The organism is Aminobacter sp. GW821-FHT11F06, from assembly GCF_058808215.1.
This window is the reverse complement of sequence record NZ_JBXARL010000009.1, coordinates 1-18,713: the sequence shown is the minus strand read 5'-3', so window position 1 is coordinate 18,713 and position 18,713 is coordinate 1. Positions and strand designations below refer to the sequence as shown.

The 18,713-nt window shown below is 61.5% G+C and carries 15 protein-coding genes; 10 read left to right on the top strand and 5 right to left on the bottom strand.

Annotated elements, in window-relative coordinates; genetic code table 11:
• Positions 1-104: 104 nt before the first annotated feature.
• From AC1RTB_RS20600 to AC1RTB_RS20590, 3 genes are all read left to right on the top strand, one after another.
• Complete coding sequence (locus AC1RTB_RS20600; RefSeq protein ID WP_492879240.1) at positions 105-479, top strand: hypothetical protein; 375 nt, start codon at positions 105-107, stop codon at positions 477-479.
• A 243-nt stretch (positions 480-722) separates the two neighbouring features.
• Positions 723-2,492 carry a GumC family protein gene (locus AC1RTB_RS20595; protein ID WP_492879239.1) on the top strand — a complete coding sequence of 590 codons (1,770 nt, stop codon included), beginning with the start codon at positions 723-725 and terminating at the stop codon, positions 2,490-2,492.
• Positions 2,493-2,944: 452 nt separating this feature from the next.
• The gene (locus AC1RTB_RS20590) at positions 2,945-3,610 is read left to right on the top strand and encodes a sugar transferase (protein WP_492879594.1); all 666 of its coding nucleotides are present in this window, start codon (positions 2,945-2,947) and stop codon (positions 3,608-3,610) included.
• A 5-nt stretch (positions 3,611-3,615) separates the two neighbouring features.
• On the opposite strand, the gene AC1RTB_RS20585 is transcribed toward AC1RTB_RS20590, so the two are convergent.
• The 3 genes from AC1RTB_RS20585 to AC1RTB_RS20575 all read right to left on the bottom strand — a co-directional run bounded on the left by AC1RTB_RS20585 (position 3,616) and on the right by AC1RTB_RS20575 (position 6,375).
• On the bottom strand, positions 3,616-3,876 hold the full coding sequence (locus tag AC1RTB_RS20585; protein WP_492879237.1) for a hypothetical protein: 261 nt from the start codon (positions 3,874-3,876) through the stop codon (positions 3,616-3,618).
• 199 nt (positions 3,877-4,075) lie between these two features.
• Positions 4,076-5,467: a polysaccharide biosynthesis/export family protein gene (locus AC1RTB_RS20580; RefSeq protein ID WP_492879235.1), complete on the bottom strand. Its 1,392-nt coding sequence runs from the start codon at positions 5,465-5,467 to the stop codon at positions 4,076-4,078.
• 35 nt (positions 5,468-5,502) lie between these two features.
• The gene (locus AC1RTB_RS20575; protein WP_492879234.1) at positions 5,503-6,375 is read right to left on the bottom strand and encodes a glycosyltransferase family 2 protein; all 873 of its coding nucleotides are present in this window, start codon (positions 6,373-6,375) and stop codon (positions 5,503-5,505) included.
• A gap of 271 nt (positions 6,376-6,646) precedes the next feature.
• Between AC1RTB_RS20575 and AC1RTB_RS20570 the strand changes: the two genes are divergently transcribed.
• Positions 6,647-7,879: a glycosyltransferase gene (locus AC1RTB_RS20570; RefSeq protein ID WP_492879232.1), complete on the top strand. Its 1,233-nt coding sequence runs from the start codon at positions 6,647-6,649 to the stop codon at positions 7,877-7,879.
• Here AC1RTB_RS20570 and AC1RTB_RS20565 read toward each other — a convergent pair.
• Positions 7,869-8,987, bottom strand: coding sequence for a glycosyltransferase family 4 protein (locus AC1RTB_RS20565; protein WP_492879230.1), 1,119 nt, complete (start codon positions 8,985-8,987; stop codon positions 7,869-7,871). The genes AC1RTB_RS20570 and AC1RTB_RS20565 overlap by 11 nt on opposite strands.
• Before the next feature lie 253 nt (positions 8,988-9,240).
• Here AC1RTB_RS20565 and AC1RTB_RS20560 point away from each other — a divergent pair, with 253 nt between their 5' ends.
• Genes AC1RTB_RS20560 through AC1RTB_RS20545 form a run of 4 tightly spaced genes read left to right on the top strand, consistent with a single transcriptional unit; the run spans position 9,241 to position 13,876 of the window.
• Positions 9,241-10,473: a glycosyltransferase family 4 protein gene (locus AC1RTB_RS20560; RefSeq protein ID WP_492879227.1), complete on the top strand. Its 1,233-nt coding sequence runs from the start codon at positions 9,241-9,243 to the stop codon at positions 10,471-10,473.
• The gene (locus AC1RTB_RS20555; RefSeq protein WP_492879226.1) at positions 10,473-11,846 is read left to right on the top strand and encodes a polysaccharide pyruvyl transferase family protein; all 1,374 of its coding nucleotides are present in this window, start codon (positions 10,473-10,475) and stop codon (positions 11,844-11,846) included. Before AC1RTB_RS20560 ends, AC1RTB_RS20555 begins: the two co-directional genes overlap by 1 nt.
• 18 nt (positions 11,847-11,864) lie before the next feature.
• A complete protein-coding gene (locus AC1RTB_RS20550; RefSeq protein WP_492879224.1) occupies positions 11,865-12,893 on the top strand; it encodes a glycosyltransferase family 8 protein in 1,029 nt (342 codons plus the stop codon).
• Positions 12,884-13,876, top strand: a complete 993-nt coding sequence (locus tag AC1RTB_RS20545; RefSeq protein ID WP_492879221.1) for a glycosyltransferase family 2 protein — start codon at positions 12,884-12,886, stop codon at positions 13,874-13,876. Before AC1RTB_RS20550 ends, AC1RTB_RS20545 begins: the two co-directional genes overlap by 10 nt.
• Before the next feature lie 32 nt (positions 13,877-13,908).
• On the opposite strand, the gene AC1RTB_RS20540 is transcribed toward AC1RTB_RS20545, so the two are convergent.
• Positions 13,909-15,360, bottom strand: coding sequence for an oligosaccharide flippase family protein (locus AC1RTB_RS20540; RefSeq protein ID WP_492879219.1), 1,452 nt, complete (start codon positions 15,358-15,360; stop codon positions 13,909-13,911).
• Between the two features lie 232 nt (positions 15,361-15,592).
• On the opposite strand from AC1RTB_RS20540, the gene AC1RTB_RS20535 reads away from it, so the two are divergent.
• Both AC1RTB_RS20535 and AC1RTB_RS20530 read left to right on the top strand, forming a co-directional pair.
• Entirely contained in the window at positions 15,593-17,032 is a 1,440-nt protein-coding gene (locus AC1RTB_RS20535) for a DUF4214 domain-containing protein (protein WP_492879218.1), read from the top strand.
• A gap of 32 nt (positions 17,033-17,064) precedes the next feature.
• On the top strand, positions 17,065-18,465 hold the full coding sequence (locus tag AC1RTB_RS20530; protein ID WP_492879217.1) for a glycoside hydrolase family 140 protein: 1,401 nt from the start codon (positions 17,065-17,067) through the stop codon (positions 18,463-18,465).
• Positions 18,466-18,713: the final 248 nt, after the last annotated feature.

Genomic DNA, 18,713 nt, shown 5'->3' with positions numbered 1-18,713 from the left:
CGCCGCGCCGGCAATTTTGCCTAAGATAGGAACCCTGGGTTTTCCGGCACGGACCGCATTTGGGGCCTTACCCTGTGCGATGTGCCTCACAAGGCGGCTTGGATATGAAGCTGTTCAATATCAGGGTTCCCTCGGCTGTCAGCGATCGGAACGTCAGACGTTTCGGGTACCTTCTGATGCTGCTCGACGACATCGGCGACGATATCGTGACGGAGCGAACCAGGCTGAAAGACCAGCACGAGAGGGCGGCCGCAAATGCCGCGTTCGCGTTCGAGGCCATGGAAAATGGCGCCCGTTCTCACGCACTGTCGGCCAAGGTCGACACGCTGACGGCATCGATCGTCCAGTGTTCCCAGCGTTCTTCTGCCTTGAAGCGGCAGGCTGCCTTCATCGAAGGGACCAGGCAACAGCTTGCGTTGCTGCTGCATCGAAAGGACCGGCGTCGGCGGAATCCTGGTCTGGCCGACGGCCCGATCTAGCTGAAAGTCAACAGCCAAAGCCAAGCGACGGCCCGGGAGTACCACCCATACGCCATTTGGCGGCGTTTACGTTCCACTGCGCGAAGCTAAGCTTCGGTTGAACATTTTGGGGTCGCCTGACATGCTTGGCCTTTCGAGACCTCCAAACGGACGGGGCACCGCAGCCAAGCGGCATGCCGGCCCGCCGTTGCAGGACATTTTCCATCAAACGAGAACAATCAACCTTGCTAGGCAGGTTTCGCGATGGACAGCCGTCTAGCGCCGCGCTGGCAACCAGTGACCGATCAGCAAGAGGCGGATGAACGCGAATTCATCAGCTTTGCCGACATAACGGCCTTCGTGAAGCGATATCTGCGGACAATTGCCGGGTCGGTCGCAATCACCCTGTTCTGCGCCTGGTTTTATGTCGTCACGACCGACCCGGTTTATACAGCGCAAACGCAAATTCTCATCGAGCCGAAGGTCCCGCAGCTTCTGCAACAGCAGCAGACCGAAGTGAATCTTACGCTTGATACCGCGCAGGTCGAGAGCCAGATAGCTGTCATGCAATCGGAAAAGATTGCGAAGATGGTGATCACCGACCTCGGCCTCGACAAGGACGCGACCTTCCGCTCGCAAAGCCCCACGATTACGGAGCGTTTCGCGAAGCTGGGGAAAATGCTGGCGAGGAGCGTAGGACTTGCGAAGGCCGGAGACGGCACTGGCAATGCCAGCCTGGCGAATGGCGCCAGCGAATTCGAAAGCACGCGATATACGATGTGGGCGTTCACCGATGGCTTGGATATCCGCCGCGTCGGTGTGTCCTACGCGATCAATATCGCGTTCCAATCGCCTGATCCGGAGATGGCCGCAAAGATCGCCAACGCGACTGCGGACGCCTTCGTGCGCGAACAACTCGAAACCAAGTCCTCGTCCGCGCGCGAAGGCGGTGCATGGCTCGAACTTCGATTGAATGAGCTACGGGCTCAGATGAACCAGGCAACGAAGATCGCGCAGGAGTTTCGCGCCAAGCACGACTATGGCGTCGGTCAGAACCAGAGTAGCGGCGCGGGCGGAGAGGGAGGCCAGGGCGTCGGCAACGCGCCAACCCTGGAAGAGCTCGAGGTGACCGCCGACACGTATCGCAAGATGTATGAGAGCTTCCTGCAGGCGTTCACGAGCTCGGTAAGCCAGCAATCCTACCCCGTCGCCGATGCGCGTGTCATCACTGCCGCGACACGCCCCCTGGTGCCCAGCGCACCACGAAAGAAACTTGTGCTTTCCTTTGGCGCGCTCGCTGGACTTATCGCGGGCATTGGATTGGCGTTCCTGAGAAACGCGCTGGATCGAACGCTCCGCTCCTCCAGGCAATTGCGGGAAGAGTTTGGCCTCGAATGCATTGGCGAGATGCCGCCGCTGTCGGGGATGGGGGCCCGCGATACGCTGAACGAGGCGGCGATCTCGCCTCTTTCGGAATACAGCAACAGTCTCAGGCGCGCCAAAACGGCGATTGGCCTGGCGGACTCCGGCTCTTCGCTGCGTTGCATCGGCGTCGTTTCGGGCTTGCCTTCTGACGGCAAAAGCTCGTTTGCGAGCAATCTCGCGGCCCTCTACGCGATGTCGGGCGCGAGAACCCTGGTCATCGATGCCGACATTTACCACTCGGTCCTGAGCGATGGGCTGGTGCCGACCTCGAACGCGACATTCGAGATCCTGACAAGCAAGGTAGCGGATTCAAGGAACCTCCTTGCGCCCAGGAACATGAGTGCCTTGCTGGCGGAACTGCAGGCCTATGACATGATCATCGTCGACCTGCCGCCATTGACGTGCGGTTCTGACCGCCTGGCTGCGAGCCCGCTGTTTGACGGCGTGATCCTTGTCGCCGAGTGGGGCAGGACCCCGCTGGATCTGTTCAGCGAACTGGTCAGGACGATGCACGCCAGCAAGACCTCGATCATCGGGGCCGTGATCACCAATGTCCGCATCAGGTCCAACAAGACCTACAAGGGTCATTTCGGCCGCCGCGCCCGCTAACGCCCGCGCCTTCTCCAATCATCCTGCAATCCCGCCCCGGCTGTCGCGTGCGAAAACCTCGGGCGCCGATGGATTCGGCAATCTCGACCGCCAGGAATCCGAAAGGGGCAATGGCATCGGGTTCAGCGCATGGGTGCAGGCAGCTAATGCCTTAGGCTTAGGGTGTAGTCCCCCATCGATGCCGATACGACCTTTGCCTTTCTTGCTCGCCGATGCCCGAGACTGGGATTGTAGGTCCACGATAGCAACAGTGCGATACGCCCATGACGATCAATGTCCCTGGCAAGCGAGCACCCCGTCGCCATTTCCGGCATCCGCGGAAAACCCGGTCGCGCGCGTCGGCAAATGTGAGCCTCGATTATGAGATTGTGGTCCCCAATGATTGGGGCTGGTCGGCAGTTGCCGCTTTGCCTGCCTTCGACCAGCCAGGCGGCGGCGCGGCCGCCGGAACAATGGACAGCGAGCAGCCCTCCATAGCGGATGCAGGCGGCCCGCCATCGGCACCGCTGGGCGGCTGGGCAAAGAGGCTGGAGGATCTGGTCATCGCTTTTTGCGCCCTGGCGCTGGCCTCGCCAGTGATGCTGATTGTCGCGCTGGTAATAAGGCTCACCACTGGCGGGCCTGCTCTTTATTCCCACACACGTGTCGGTTTCGGCGGCAAGCCGTTCCAGTGCTACAAGTTCCGTTCGATGGTCTGCAACTCGGACGAAGTGTTGCGCGACTATCTTGCGCGGGACCCGGATGCTGCCCGCCAGTGGGATGCAAACAGGAAGCTCAAATGCGACCCGCGCGTCACCTTTCTGGGCAAGCTGCTGCGGAAATCGAGCCTCGACGAGCTCCCCCAACTGTTCAACATCCTCAGAGGCGAGATGAGCTGCGTCGGGCCTCGCCCGGTGGTAGCGGACGAGCTCTGCCGCTATGGAAGCAGCGTCGAGGACTATCTGGCGGCTCGACCGGGCCTCACAGGGCTGTGGCAGGTCACGGGGCGCAGCAGCACCGATTATTCGAACCGCGTCGCCCTGGACAGCCACTACGTTCGCAACTGGTCCCTTCGTGCCGATGCCGTCATCCTGGTGCGCACGATCTTTGCGGTCATGCGTTTTGACGACGCGTCATAGTGCGTTCAATGGCCGCCGCCGGCAACCATCCGCCGCCACAGGCTGGCAAGCGTAAGTCCCACGAGATAGGCGCATTGCAGGACGACGACCGGGAGCAATATCCGCTGGAGAAGTGGCCCTTCGAGGAGAAGGCCTGTCGCCGTGGCGGTCAGGGCCGTTGCGGCAAGCAGTGCTGGGGCGCGAAAGCTGAACCCCAGCAAGACGCCAAATGCGGCAACCGTGATGACGCTCCAAAGCACGTCCGCTGTCTCCCTCTGGCGAATCATGGCGCAGTGCTGCCCGATATTGAAACACTGCACCGACCGGCCTGAACAGGGACTTTTGTAATTTTCCAAGGCCGGCATTGCCAGCCTGCTCGGATGATCGGCCCAATCTGATTGGAAATCGGACAGCACGGACGGTGCCAAACGCAAAGCGCGAGGGCCTCGTGGTGGCCCTCGGAGCTGTGATGGTCCTTGCTGGTTGTTATTGCGTGTTGGCGGTTGCGGCTGCCTGATCGGGAGCTGCCGCCCCTTGCGTGTCCAGGGGCATCGCCTGGGCGAGCGGAACTTCGGAAATGTCGCTTTCGGTCGGAAGCACAAGCCCCCCGTCATCGAGCTTGGGCAGCGGGATTTTCACTTTGACCGTGTCGCCAGGTTCCACAATAGTCGTTTCGGTGACCTCGACGTCCATTGATTTGCCGTCGGCTGTTGGACGTATGATCGTGTAAATCGGCTGCGCTTCCTCCGCGCGGGTACGAAGGGCAAGCAAGCGCGGCGCGGTGACTTCCGAATCGTGGAGCATCTGCACCGCGGTATCGGCTTTGCGCGCGATCTCGTTGATCTGCGCTTGTGTTTCACGCAACGACTGGGAAACCTCGGTCGCGTGCTTGTTGTTGACGTCAAGGATCGAGATGTCAGCTCGGCTGACCTCCTGCCTGGCACGGAACACGGCGGTTTCCGCTGCCAGCCGATCGCTGCGGACCTGGGCAAGCGCACGTTCGAGCGCGATCTGCCTGGGAGCAGCGGAGAGCCCCTTGTCGACGAGCGTCGTCACGCCGCTCAGTTCCTTTTGCACCAGCCCGATCTGCTCGTCGTAAAGCTGCAACTGCGCCTCGAGCGAGGTAAGTTCCTTTCCCAGGAAGTCCTTCAGTCCGCTCAGGGCCTCCAGTTGAGTCGTTATCCCGTCCTTGCGGGCGCGAAACACCAGGCGCTCCTGCGCCATGGCCAATGCGACGGAGCTGTCGCTCGCCCGGCGCGTCAGCTGCTCGGGAAAGGCAATATCGTCGGCGTTGGTCAATTCGGCCGTCAAACGTGCCTTTTTAGCCATGAGATTGGTGCCCGCCAGAGCAAGCAGGCCAAGATCGCCCCTGCCGGTAATCACCTCGCGTTCCAGCCTTGTGCTGTTGTCTTCGCGCGTGCGCAAGCCGCCGGCGATGCTGACCGCCTGCAAGACGGTAAGCCCGGGTCGATAAGGAAACTCACCTGGAGTGGTGACCTGGCCAAGGATATAGAACGGCCTGAACTGCACGACTTCCACCGAAACGTCCGGCGGGCGCCCAAGCCCCATGCGACCCATGAGCGCCTCGCCGATCTTTAAGCCGAGTGCGCCTGGTTCCGATCCGGCGGCATTGATTTCGCCGACAAAAGGCAGCGACAACTTGCCGTTGGCGCCGACGATGAACTGGTCGTTGAGCGCGGTCCATTCGAATATCTCGTCTCTCGATGCGCGCCACTCGTAGATCTTCAGCCGGACCTTGTCCTGCGGGCCGAGCAGATATTCGGCCGCTGTGGCATGCGGTATTCCGATGGCACCGGGCGCGAGCGATACAGCAACAGCGAAGACACTTCTCCGCAGCCGCCGGGTAAACACCGACATTGCGGACCTCGGCATGGTTTCCACGCGACGCACTCCTAGATTCTCAGGATGTATTCGGGCTCGATGCGCCCCATCAGAATATGGGCCATCGCCAGCACGTTGCCGCGCAGTCTTCCGCGCCGGTCGATGTAAGGTTCGGGTACGACGCTGCGGGCGAGATTGGCGGCGATGTTGCGCGCCATCAGCGGCACGGCAAAGGTGGCCGGCACCGTGCCTTTCCTGATGAGGTAGATCGGGTTGACGATCTGCGAGTAGCCGAATCGCACCCCGCTTACGCGCCCGGCCTTCAGGCCGAGATGGACGCCGACGATCGATGAAACGCCAACGACACGGCCACGCGACCTGAGTTGGCTGGTGAAGTCGATATCCTCCTGCCAACCATAGAGCACCAGCCGCTCGTCGAAGCGGAGATCTCCGATACGCGACGCCCGGATCGACATGTTGCAGCCATAGGCGCCGACGTGATCGGCCACTCGCGGCTCGGCCGGCGGGTGTGCCTTGGCTTCATCGAGCGCTTGCAGCGCATCTTGCCAATCGTGACCCGCGTTGCGCGCGCCGTCCAGGATGGCATGACCCATGACGACTGCCCAGTCGGAATGGTCCTCGAAGGCTCTCACGATGCTGTCGAGATAGTCGTCGGCAGGCACAAAGTCGTCGTCGAAGAAGGTGATGATATCGAAGCGCCGGGCGGCGTGTTCGAGCGCATTGTTGCGCTGGGCCGTCAGCCCTTTTTTCCCGAAGATCACCGACACCGGAAAACGTTCCGAATGAATGGCCTCGACATGGGTCGCATCGGGTGCTGAAACGATGACTTCGTCGGGCAATCTCGTCTGCCATTCGAGATGCGCCAGCAGGTGCGCAAGTTGCTCGCTGCGTCCGAGCGTTGGTATCGCAACTACAAGCCTCATGTGCATTCCCTTGCGGCCCTCGAAGGCGCGCCGCTTGCATCCGGGCGGATTCATCCGCTGTGACCCTAGCCAGTGCGGCGCACTGCTACAGCCTGCAAAAAAGGGGCGGCATTCTCCCCATATGCGCCGTTAGAGGTATGGATGCGACCCGCCTGACGTAGGCGCCATACCCCTTGGGCTAGGAATTGATGCCACCCCGTTTGGCCAGCTTGCCGGGGGCGGGGCGTAATCGGAGACTGGTGGCATCAAGCAATATCGGATGATGCCCATCATGCGCCATGAAAGCCCGACCGAGCTGGTGACGGCAACCGAATATGCCGCTGCTCCGCCGCTGCACGTTCCGGCAGTTTCCGGCGTTGCCTCCGGCGACCGGGTCGCCATCGTTCACGACTGGTGTCCCGACTTCAGGGGCGGCGAAAGGGTCCTGGCGCAAATCTGCCGACAGTTCCCCAATGCCGATATTTTCACCTTGTTCGATTTCTTGCCGGCTGCGGTGAAGGAGCAGTATTTCCGTGACATCGAGTTCCATACGTCGGCGGCCAACCGGCTGCCGATGATCAAGAAATACTACCGCTCGTTGTTTTTCCTCTGCCCTTTCCTGATCGAGCAGTTCGACGTCACCGGCTACGACGCGGTGATTTCGTCGTCGGCGGCTTTCGCGCGCGGCGTGATCACCCGGCCCGACCAGCCGCATCTGTGCTACGTCCACAGCCCCGTTCGTTACGCCTGGGACGAGCAGTTCTCCTATCTCGAACAGGGCAAGCTCGGTTTTGGACCCAAGGGCACGCTGTATCGCTACATGCTGCACCGGCTGAGGGAGTGGGATACCCGCACCGCCCACGGACCGGACCTGATGCTGGCGAATTCCAACTATGTGCGGTCGCGGATCAAGCATATCTATGGCCGTGACGCGCGCGTGGTGTTCCCGCCGGTGTCGCTGGGCGAGCTCGATTTCGTCGCCGACAAGGACGATTACTATGTCTCGGCGTCGTTCCTGGCGCCCTACAAGCGCACCGATCTCGTCATCCAGGCGTTCAACGAAATGCCCTCGCGCCGCCTTGTCGTTGTCGGCGAAGGCCAGCAGTCGGCGCGCCTGAGGGCACTGGCCGGACCAAACATCAGCTTCGCCGGTTTCCTGCCCAGGCGCGAATATGTGCGCACGCTCGCCGAGGCACGCGCGATGGTCTTTGCGGGATGCGAGGATTTCGGCATAGCGCTTGCCGAGGCCCAGGCCTGCGGCACGCCGCTGATCGCCTTTGGACGCGGCGGTGCCACCGACATCGTGCAGCGTCTAGGTTCAGCCAAGACGCCGACAGGGGTATTGTTTGGCAAGCAGACGGTCGCCGCTCTGAAAGAGGCCGTTGCCTATTTCGAAGACAACCGGGCGTCGGTCACCGCCAGTGCCTGCCGCGAAAACAGCGAACGGTTCTCGGAAGAGCGTTTCGATCGAGAATTCCTGGACGCGGTCGGCAATGTCCGGTCGCTTCACGCCGTCATTGCGTGAATTGCCTCTTGGCGGCATGTCCATGCGCTTGCTGCTCCAGCATCGCCAGCAGATATAGCTCCGCCGATGTCTCCCAACGATAATGCGATGTTCTTGCGCGGCCGCGCTCGATCATGTCGAGCCTGAGTGCCGGCGATGCCCGAAGCTCCATGAAACGGTCGAACCAGGCGCCGGCGTCGTCGGGTGAGGCATAAAGTGCCGCATCGCCGCAGATTTCCGGCAGGCTGGCACGGTCTGAAACCACAACCGGGCACCCCACCACCATGGCTTCCAGCGGCGGCAGCCCGAAACCTTCGGCAAAGGACGGGAAGGCAAGGCACATGGAGTCGCGCAAGAGTGCTGACAGTTCTCCGTCCGAAAGTCGTCCGAGCCAGAAGACATTGGCGGTTTCGCCATGCGCGGGCAGCTTGAAGACGCGCGGATCTGAAATGCCCGCCACGGCAATCCGGAAGCCCGCGGCATGAAGCCTGTCGGCCATGCCGACGATGAGCTGGGCATTCTTGTGGGGAGCGGTGCTGCCAAGCAGGACGATCGTGTCGGGACCGGCGGCCATTTCGGTCTTCAGCGAATGTTGGGCCTGCCATCCGGCGGCGTGCTCGTGACCGTTCGAGGCGACGAAGATCCTGTTTGCCGGGCAGATCCGGTGGCGGACAAGTTCGCCGGCCGAGTAATGCGAAACAGTCGAGATGCACTCGGCGCTGCGGCCAAGGGCAGGCAGCAGCGAGCGATAGAGCGCACGAAATGAGGGCGAATAGCTCTGTGGATAGTTCCGGGTGTTGAGATCGTGGATGCACACGATGTGTTTGCTCGCCAGAACCGGGCCGGTATTGCACAGGCTGAGCAAGCCGCCGCTCACATTGGCAGGCAACACGGCCTGTTCCCACGGGTGACCGCCAAACCTGCCGATGGTCCGCGTTCGGATGGCCGACAAAGGCAGGTCGGAGATGGCATCGGGCGGCACAAGCAGTTCGAGATCGAGATGGTGCGCGATGCCGGGATGCCGCGCGAGCAGCCTGTCCAGGGCGCAGACGATCTCGCGCGCATAGCGCTGCACACCGGTCATCTGCTGAGCGAGGAAGCGGCCGTTGATGGCCCAGTGCCGTCTCAAGTCGACCTCCCGTCGCAAAGCCGAGTTTGCCAGATGGTCATCTTGCAGTGGCAGATGGGGCCAGTCATTTCGTCCATTGGGTCGCAGGTCCCGAATGGCGTCAGCCAATCGTCGCCGCAACTCACCCCCATGCTATCCGAAGGGGGAGGCGCCTACCTCCAACGTGTAAAAGTCCGCCATGGCCGCACAGTGCTAGGGTCTGTTGGTATCCATGCGGCGATGCAGGGCCGCCGATTCGGAAAGACGCCGACAAATGGGCAACCCAAAAATCCCGGCCACGCAGCGAGCGCAGCTCGAAAACGGCAACGTGATCGCTTTGCCTTTGCGCGCGACATCCGCAGGCGAGGCGGCTCGGGCTGTTCCACGTGTCAGGCGCTGGAGCATCAATGGCGATTTCGTCACGCTCAATCCCAATGGCGTGGCGCGTTATGCCCGCGAGGTCACCTCGGCGCTCGACGCCTTGATTGCGGAGGGCCATCCGCTGGCACGCGGCCTCGACGTCGACCTCATCGTGCCGCGTGAGGCACAATTGCAGCTGCGCGCGATCGGCGTACGGCTCGTTTCCGAATACAGCCGCCCGCGCCTGCCGCAATTTTGGGTGCAGGCACAATTGCCCCGGCATGTGCCCGGCGGGCTCTTGAGCTTTTGCAACCTTGCGCCGGTCTCGGTCAGGCGGCAGATCGTCTGCATCCACGACCTGCACACCCGGCTGATGCCGGAGAGTTATGGGTTGCTGTTTCGCTGGGCGCATCGGCTGATCCTGCCAGCCCTTGGCCGACGTGCCGCGCATATCACCACAGTCTCGCAGCTCTCGCGCGGGCATCTCGCCGCTTACGGCATAGCCGATGCGAACAAGATAACCGTCACATACAACGGCGCCGATCACGCGGCGCGCTGGGACGCCGGCAGATCAAGGCTGCTGCCGGTTTCCGATCGGCCCTATGTCTTGTGCCTGGGCCGTGACCAGAAATACAAGAACATCGAGTTGCTCGTTCGCCTGGCGCCGCTGCTCGACGCGATGGGCCTCGACCTGTGGATGGCGGGAGATGCAGGCGAAGCCGTCGTCTCCAGATTTGCCGCGCCTATACCGGCGAACCTTCGCCTTTTGGGGCGGATCAGCGACGACGATTTCAAAAAGGCCCTGTCGGGGGCGCTGTGCTTCCTCTTTCCCTCGCGCATCGAAGGTTTCGGTCTGCCTGCTGTCGAAGCCATGGCATCGGGATGTCCGGTCGTGGCCTCGACGTCGCCCTGCCTGCCTGAAGTCTGCGGTGATGCCGCCCTTTACGCCGACCCCGACGATCTGGCCGGCTGGGCCGATGCGATCGGCAGGCTGCGGTTCAGGCCGGAACTGCGGCGCGGCCTTGTCGAGGCGGGTTTGGCACAAGCCGGGCGTTACACCTGGCGCGGCATCGCCGAGATCTATCTCAAGCTCATGGCTGAGGTCGATATGGCCGACGCAAAGCAGCTGGCTAGAGGAACGCACTGATGGCCGGCGACAATGGGCGCGCGCGTGGTGCTTATTTCGGCGGCGTTCCGACCGGATTCCGCGAGGAATTGAGCGACTACCGGACCATGCCTACCGAAGCTGCGGAGCTTGTGCTCGCGCCAGGGGAGCCCGGCACAAAGCCCGCACCGAACGGCACGGCAAAAATCGCCAAGCCTCTCCGCATCGCGCTGTTGGGCCAGTTCGGCGTCGGCAATTTCGGCAATGACGGCTCGCTCGAAGCCATGATCGCCTCCTTGAGGCGGATTTGTCCGGATGCCGAATTATGCGTGATCTGCACCGAACCGGATGTTGTCGAACGCAGCTTCGACATCGAAACCATCAAGCTGACCCGCCCGGATATCACAATGCCTTGGCTCGACCGGCTGAACCGCCTGTTTGGTCGCTTGCCCTACAAGCTGCTTGGCCCCATCCGTGCCTTCCACCTGCTGCGCGGGTTCGATGCCGTGGTCCTGCCGGGCACCGGGGCATTCGACGATTTTGGCGACACGCCTTTCGGCATGCCCTATGTGTTCCTGAAATGGATGTTCATGGCGCGCCTGCGCGGCAGCAGCGTCGCTTTCGTCAGCATCGGCGCCGGGCCGGCCTATCACCGCCTCAGTCGCATGTTTTTCTCCGGGGCGTCGCGCTGCGCGACATATCGTTCCTTTCGCGACGGCATATCGCACGATTTCACGACCTCGCTCGGCGTCGACACCAGCAAAGACGGGGTCTTTCCCGATCTTGCCTTCAGCCTGCCGGTGCCCCAGCCGGCCGCGCGCAAGCTGGGCACACCGCTCATCATCGGCCTGGGTGTGATGAACTATCGCGGCCGCACGGGCGAAGGCACCCAGATTTATGACCGCTACATCGCCAAGCTAGCCGATTTCACGGCATACGCCCTGTCACGCGGTTTCGCCGTCAGATTGATGCTGGGGCAAGACAACGACGTTGTTGCCGTGGACGACCTTGTCGAGCGTCTCCGGACGCGTGTGACCGATGAAGAACTGGCGCGCGTCATCTATGAGCCGTCCAATTCGCTGCACGATGTCATGGCGCAGATGCAGGCCACCGATGTCATCGTCGCAACACGTTTCCACAATGTGGTGTGCGCGCTGCGTGTCGGGATGCCGCTGATCTCGCTTGGCTATCTCGAAAAGCACGATGCGCTGGCCGAGGAGATGGGGCTGTCGGACTATTGCGCCGACGTCGAGCAATTCTCCGTGGCATGGCTGATCTCAAGTCTCGAACGGTTGCTTGAGGAAAAGGACGCCCGCGCTGCTCGGGTACGAGAGACGGTGCAGCGTTATGCCAGGAAGCTTGCGACCCAGGAGAACCTGCTCGGCAAGCAGGTTTTCAATCCGCTAAGACGCTAACAAAACAGGGCAAGACACATGCCTTTTGACGCGGACAAATTCAGCAATGGCGACGACTGTCGGCCGGTCGGCCGGGTTGCCATCGCATATGTCACGGATCGGAATTACCACGACATGACGCTCTATGCGTTGGCTTCGGTCGCCATGTTTCACCGCAAACCGGTCGACTTCTTCCTGTTTCAGCACGAGTACGCTGCGGCCGTGACGGAACGCTATCGTTCAGTGATCGAAGCGTATGGCCATAGCCTGACGATTGCGGAAGCCCCACCTTACGACACCGCATATTCGATGACCGTCAGCAAGCACCTCACGCATGCGGCGTTCTTCAGGGTGTCGGCGATCGAAAAGCTCGCCCACAGCTACGAATATGTCCTCTATCTGGACGGTGATACGCTGGCTTTCGGCGATCTGCGTTGCAATGAACTCGCGGGCTTTTCCGAAATCGCCGCCGCTTGCCTGGATCTGTCGGTCTCGACCGGTTTCGACGATCCCCACTTTGCCGACAATTGCCGGCACAACGCCGTCGCGCCTGAATATTTCAACTCCGGCGTGATGATGATCAACAGCAGGAGGTGGCTCGAGGCTCGGGCGCTCGATCGCTTTACCGAGAACCTTCGTCAGCACGCGGACGCCTGCGTCTATCTCACCCACTGCACCACGAACGACCAGTGCGCGTTCAATCTCACCCTTGGCGGCGCATACAAGCGGCTGCCGGTAACCTACAACGTGCAGAAGTCGGCGTTTCAGACGCGCGCATGGGCCGATGCCCTGCTGCGGCACTATACAGGGCTGATCAAGTTCGTGCCCGTGCGCTCCTGGCGCTGCGACCGCAAGGAATACCAGCTCCTTCGCCGCATCCGCGGCGAGACGGGCCTGACATTGCCAATGCGGTTTTTCGACTTCGGGTTCAGCTACTCCCTCAACGCCCTCCGCCGCCGCCGCACGGTGGCGAGTTACGACAGCGCGATTGAGGAAATCGAACATCGAATGGCCAGGCAGCGGGCGATTCCGCCTGACAAGCCAAGGGGAGCGCATTTATGGCACTGATCGACATCGTCATTCCGAACTATTGCTATGCGCGATACCTGCCGCAATGCGTGGAAAGCATCACCTGCCAGGGTGTCGACGACATTCGAATCCTGATCGTCGACAACGCATCCACCGACAACAGCGTCGAGGTGGCGCGGGATCTGGCAAGCCGCGACGATCGGATCGTCGTGGTGGCGCGCGAGAAGAATCTTGGCCACCATGCTTCGTTCAACTACGGCGTCGACTGGGCGGCGGCAAAATACTTCGTGCTGCTTTGCGCTGACGATCTTCTCGTCGAAGGCTGTTTCAAGCGTTCCCTGTCAGTCCTTGAGGCGCATCCGGAGGTTTCCTTCGCCGCCGGCTCCGAGCTGGTCTGGCATGAGGAGGCGGATCCATTGCCGAACATCGTGGGCACCGACGACGCGGCATGGCGGTTCCTGTCGAGCGAAGAATTCACCCTTGCAAGGTCACTGCCCAGCGAGGTGCTGTTTGGTGGCGGCGCTGCGCTGGTGCGAACAAAGGACCTCAAGCGCGTCGGGCATTTCCGGTCCGATGTGCCGTTCAATGAAGACCTCGAAATGTTCCTTCGCCTATCCCTGAATCGCAAGGCTGCATTGACCGACGCCGTGCACGGCATCAGGCGCGTGCATGGTGGAAATGTCTCTTCGATCTTCTGGCGCGACTTCAAGCGTGATCTCGTCGAGCGGAAGCTGACGTTCGACAGCTTCTTCACCCGCGACGCCGGATCGATGCCAGGCGTGGACAGATTGCGTCAGCGCGTTCACCGCAACATCGGCAAACGCGCCTACTGGTCCGCCTTGTCTCATATCGCGCGAGGCCAGCGAGAGGCCGGCGTTGAATTGCTCAAGTTCGCGTTCGAACTTTCGCCGCGCTTCGTGCTTCTGCCGCCGGTCGATTACCTGCTGCGCATGGGCAATCCCGTGGGACATATCCGGACGCGCCTGGCGGAAGCATTTGCCGGGCGCGGCGCATCGACGTGAAAAGCGCAGCGTAGCGCGACGCGGTTCGGCATTCACAGATGCTGGACCGCGATGCGTCGCAGGGGAAGCGTCTTCAGCAGCTCTTCCAGCAAGGGGTGGCGGGTCGACCAGAGACCCAGCAACCAGCCTGCCGCCGCAAAACAGCCGGCGATGATTCCTTGCCACACCGACAGCTCGAACCGGAAGCCTGTGGCTGCGATCATCGTGACCGGGCCGGCAGCTGTCGCTGATGTGACAAGGCAGCTGCGCCATAGGGCCGTGCCGATATCCGTCCAGTTCATCGAGATCCGGCGACAGACGATGCGTAGCGAGACGAAGGCCTGAAACGGGATGACCAGCATCAGGCTCCAGGCGACCGCATGCAGGTTTATGAAGCTGGCGATGGCAACGATCGCAGCCGAGATCGGAAAGACGATCAGCGCCCGGCGGAAGATGTCGCTCACCGCGCCAATCGAGACAAGCACCGGATAGTTCAGCTCGAAGCTGAAGCTGAACAAGGTAGCGATCGCCATGATTTGAACAAGGGGAGCCACGGCGCGCCATTGGGGGCCGAGCAGGATGTCGACCACCGGATAGGCAAGCAAGGCGATGGTGACGAGCGCCGGCCACTGCAGGGCGGTCACCAATTCGAGCGCCTTGAGATAAGGCCCCTTCAGGCTGCGGCCTTGCCTCGCCTCGGTCGCGAACGCAGGCAGGATCACCGGCATCGCGCCACCGAGGATCAGCTTGTCGGGGAGCTGGCAGATCATGGCGCTGCGGCTCAGCAGGCCGGCGGCGTCAGGCGAAATCAGTCGACCGAGCAACAGGTAGGGTAGCGCCTCGTATGTCCGGAGCAGCACGACGGTGGCGCCGTTGTATCCGCCGAAGGTGATCATGTCGCGCCAATGGCGGAACGATGGCTTGAACATCCAGAAGTGCGGGCAAAACGAAAGCGCAAGCAGGCCCATGACGCTGGCGGAGGCAAGCCACGCCCAGGCAAAGCTCATATAGCTGAAGCCCAGAAGCGCCAGCGTGATGGTCGCCACGGCGCTGGTTGCCGTTCCGGCTATGTTGATGGTCACCACTTTTCCGAAACCCATGTCGCGGCGCAGCAACGTCGATACCTGCATCGAGATCAGTTCCAGAAACAGGCTGGCCGAGATCACGCGCAGGTAAGGGACCAGTTTTTCTTCGCCATAGGCAGCTGCCAGATGCGGAGCGGCAAGGGCAAGCGCTGTGCTGACGACGATGGTCAGGATCAGCATCACCGTGAATGCGCCGCGGATTTCTTCGGGGGACAGTTCGCCCCGTTGAATGAGAAAGCTGCCGCTTGCGAATTCCCTGACCGACATGACGATGCCGACGATCGCCATGCCGATCACCGAGACACCGATTTCGCTTGGCGAAAGGATGCGGGAGACGATGGCAACCGTCGCAAAATTGGCGACGAGGGCAAAGTAGCGGTCGCCAGTGCTCAGCAGAAGCGCGCGCTGTATTCCAGACATCAGGCCTAGATCTCCCGATCGCGAACGGGAAGCTCAAATTTGTGACAATTCGGCTCCTGAACAGTTTTGCTCGGAAACGCGCCACCTTGTCATGCCGGCCAAAGGGGTGGGTTTAGCCGTCAAAAGGCGTAAAGGGCCCGGCTGCGCCCCCAATACGGTCGGGTTGCGGCGCGGTCTGCTGAATGTAGCATGGCGAGCGGACAACGAGAGCAAGACTGCGGTGTACAGATCCTTGGCAATCGGAATTGCGTCTCTGCTGGCGACATCAGGCGTCGCCTCGGCCGACCTCCTGTGGGGCGTGAACGGCCATCCCTTGAATGCCTATCCAGGCGTCAGCATCGAGCGCCAGCTCAACTATCTGAAGGACCTCGGGATGAAGTCCTACCGGGTCAACATTTCTGGTCTGGAGGCAGCCGACGATCTCGCTGCATTGGTGAGCGCTGGAAAGCAACGCGGGATAGAAATCCTGCCGGTCATCACCCCCGGCCATATCGATCTCGACAAGGATAGCGCAAGCGAACTCTATGAAAAGGCCCGGACCCTGGCGGTCGGGCTCGGCTCCCGGTTCAAGGCCGACATCCGGGTTTGGGAGCTGGGCAACGAGATGGAGAACTACGCCATCCTCAAGCCGTGCGAAAAGCGCGACGATGGCAGCCAGTATCCTTGCATATGGGGTGCCGCCAGCGGCGTCGACGCCAGGGACTACTATGGCCCCCGATGGGTGAAGGTGAGCGCGGTCCTGAAGGGACTGTCGGCTGGCATGACCGAAGCAGACCCCACCATCCGCAAGGCGATCGGCACGGCCGGCTGGGGGCATACCGGTGCGTTCGAGCGGATGCAGCAAGACGGGATCAAATGGGACATCACAGTCTGGCACATGTACGGGGAAGATCCGGCATGGGCGTTTGAGAAGCTTGCCCGCTACAATCTGCCGATCTGGGTCACCGAGTTCAACAATCCTTACGGCAGCCAGCGCAGCGACAAGCTGCAAGCCGATGGCCTGAAGCAAACCATGGTCCGGCTGCGCGAACTGCAGGGCAAATACCGGATCGAGGCCGCCCATATCTACGAGCTTCTTGATGAGACCTACTGGGCGCCGGATTACGAGGCCTACATGGGTCTGGTGCGTCTGACTGGCAGTGCCGAGAGCGGCTGGAAAGTGGGCGAAGCCAAGCCGAGCTATACTGTGGTGAGAGAACTGATCCGCGGCATCCGTCCGCCATCTCTGCCGAGCCGCGGTTGCGACCTTCAGGCAGTCCAGGCTGCCAACCCCGTTCCTGTCCGGCAAACGAGCTTCGGATATTGCCTGATGCTGGGCCGCGGTAATGGTGGGGCCGAGCTGGAGCAGTGGGCCGGCGCGCTGGAGAATGGCAAAGCGAGCTATGTCGACATGCTGATGTCCATATTCCGTTCCGACGAGTTCAACGACCGCTACGCGACACTTGCCATGTCGGACCGCGCTTATGTCGGATTTCTCTATCAGCTGCTCGTGGGACGCCAAGGCGACACCTACGGCGTGGACAGCTACGTTCAGCAACTGCAGGCCGGTTTGATGACCCGTGAAGCCATCGCGCTGGGCATGATGACGTCGAGCGAATTCGCGGACAAATATGCCGCCCAATTGGGCGGGAACCGCGATGCACGCGCCACGGCCACTCAGCCTCCCGGCTAGCGAAGTCAACCTCCGGGGGGTAGGAGAAGCACATGAGGTGTGCGGCACATCCATGGCCCAGCGGTCGGCTTTACCTGTACAACTGCGTGTTTCTCGCCTTTTGCCTGCTGACGGCGATGAGCTTGCCGGTGCGTGCATGTGAAACGCCAGCGGCATCCGATGCGGCCTTTCCGCTTCAGGTCCAGCCCGGCAAGCGTTATCTCCTGGATGCTCGTGGCCAACCTTTCTTCATGCAAGGTGACTCGCCCTGGTCGTTGATCACCCAACTGACCAAAGAAGACGCTGACCTCTATCTCCGCGACCGCAAGGCACGCGGGTTCAACACGTTGCTCGTCAACCTGCTCGAGCACCGCTTCGCCGCCAAGGCTCCCGCCAATATCTATGGCGACAAGCCGTTTCTTGTCGACGGCGATTTCAGCACACCGAACGAGGCCTATTTCCGGCACGCCGATTGGGTTTTGCAGCGCGCCTGCGAGCTCGGCTTTGTCGTGCTGCTCGCGCCCTCTTATCTGGGAGCTGGCGGCGGCATCGACGGCTGGTATCAGGAGATGAAACAAAACGGCGCGCGGAAGCTTGCCGATTACGGCCGTTTCGTCGGCCGGCGCTACGCAAACTTCAAAAACATCATGTGGGTGCAGGGCGGAGACTACAGCGCGCCGGACAAGGATCTGGTTCGGGCGATCGCCAACGGAATCCGGGAGACCGATCCCGATGCGCTGCAGACCGCTCACAATTCATCCGAAACGGCGGCATTGGACTATTGGCCCGGCGAGCCCTGGCTGGATGTCAACAACGTCTTCACCTACGGGCCGGTCGACAAGGCAGCGCTTGGCCAATATGCGCGCGGCGGCGACATGCCGTTCTTCCTGATGGAAACCGCATATGAGAACGAATACGACGCCGACGGGCAGCGGGTGCGCATGCAGGCCTACCAGGCCATACTTTCCGGCGCTTCAGGCCATTTGTTTGGCAACAATCCTATCTGGCATTTTGACGGGCCTGGCCTGTTTCCGGCACCGATGGGTTGGAAAGAGGCTCTGGACAGCCCCGGCGCGCGGAGCATGTCTTTGCTCGGAGATGTCATATCGTCGGTGAAATGGTGGCTTTTGGAGCCCGATACCGACGGCACATTTCTTGTTGGCGGCAAGGGCGGAGACAAAGCGCATGTGGTCGCCGCGACTGCGAGCGATCGGTCCTTTGCCCTTGTCTATCTGCCGACGAGCAAGGACGTCAGCCTCGATCTTTCCAGGCTTTCCGGCCCGCTGGTCACCGCGCGCTGGCGTGACCCGACGAACGGGGAGCTGCTGCCGGTCGAAGGTTCACCCTTCGCGCCGGGGAGGCAAACGTTCCGGCCGATGAGACTAAATCAGGGGGGCTTCACCGACTGGGTCCTGGAGCTGACGTCGGTGGGCGAGCAGCGTCAAAGCCAGTGAACCGTTGCCCTTAAAAACAGCGCGGCGTCGCCATCCACACCCACGGAGGGCCGGCTTCGCCAGCTTATTTTGTGGCGCCATGAAGCCAACGTGCTGGAGGGCTGCTCCATCCCAGTCGATGGACAAGCCTTACCTTCCTGCTAGAGCGTTTCTGATCTTGCCTGAATCGTAGGGGATTCCGGTTTGGGCTGTTTTGTGATTCAAGATGCTGGCTGGAATGGAGGCCAGCATCGGATGACGCGACCTCT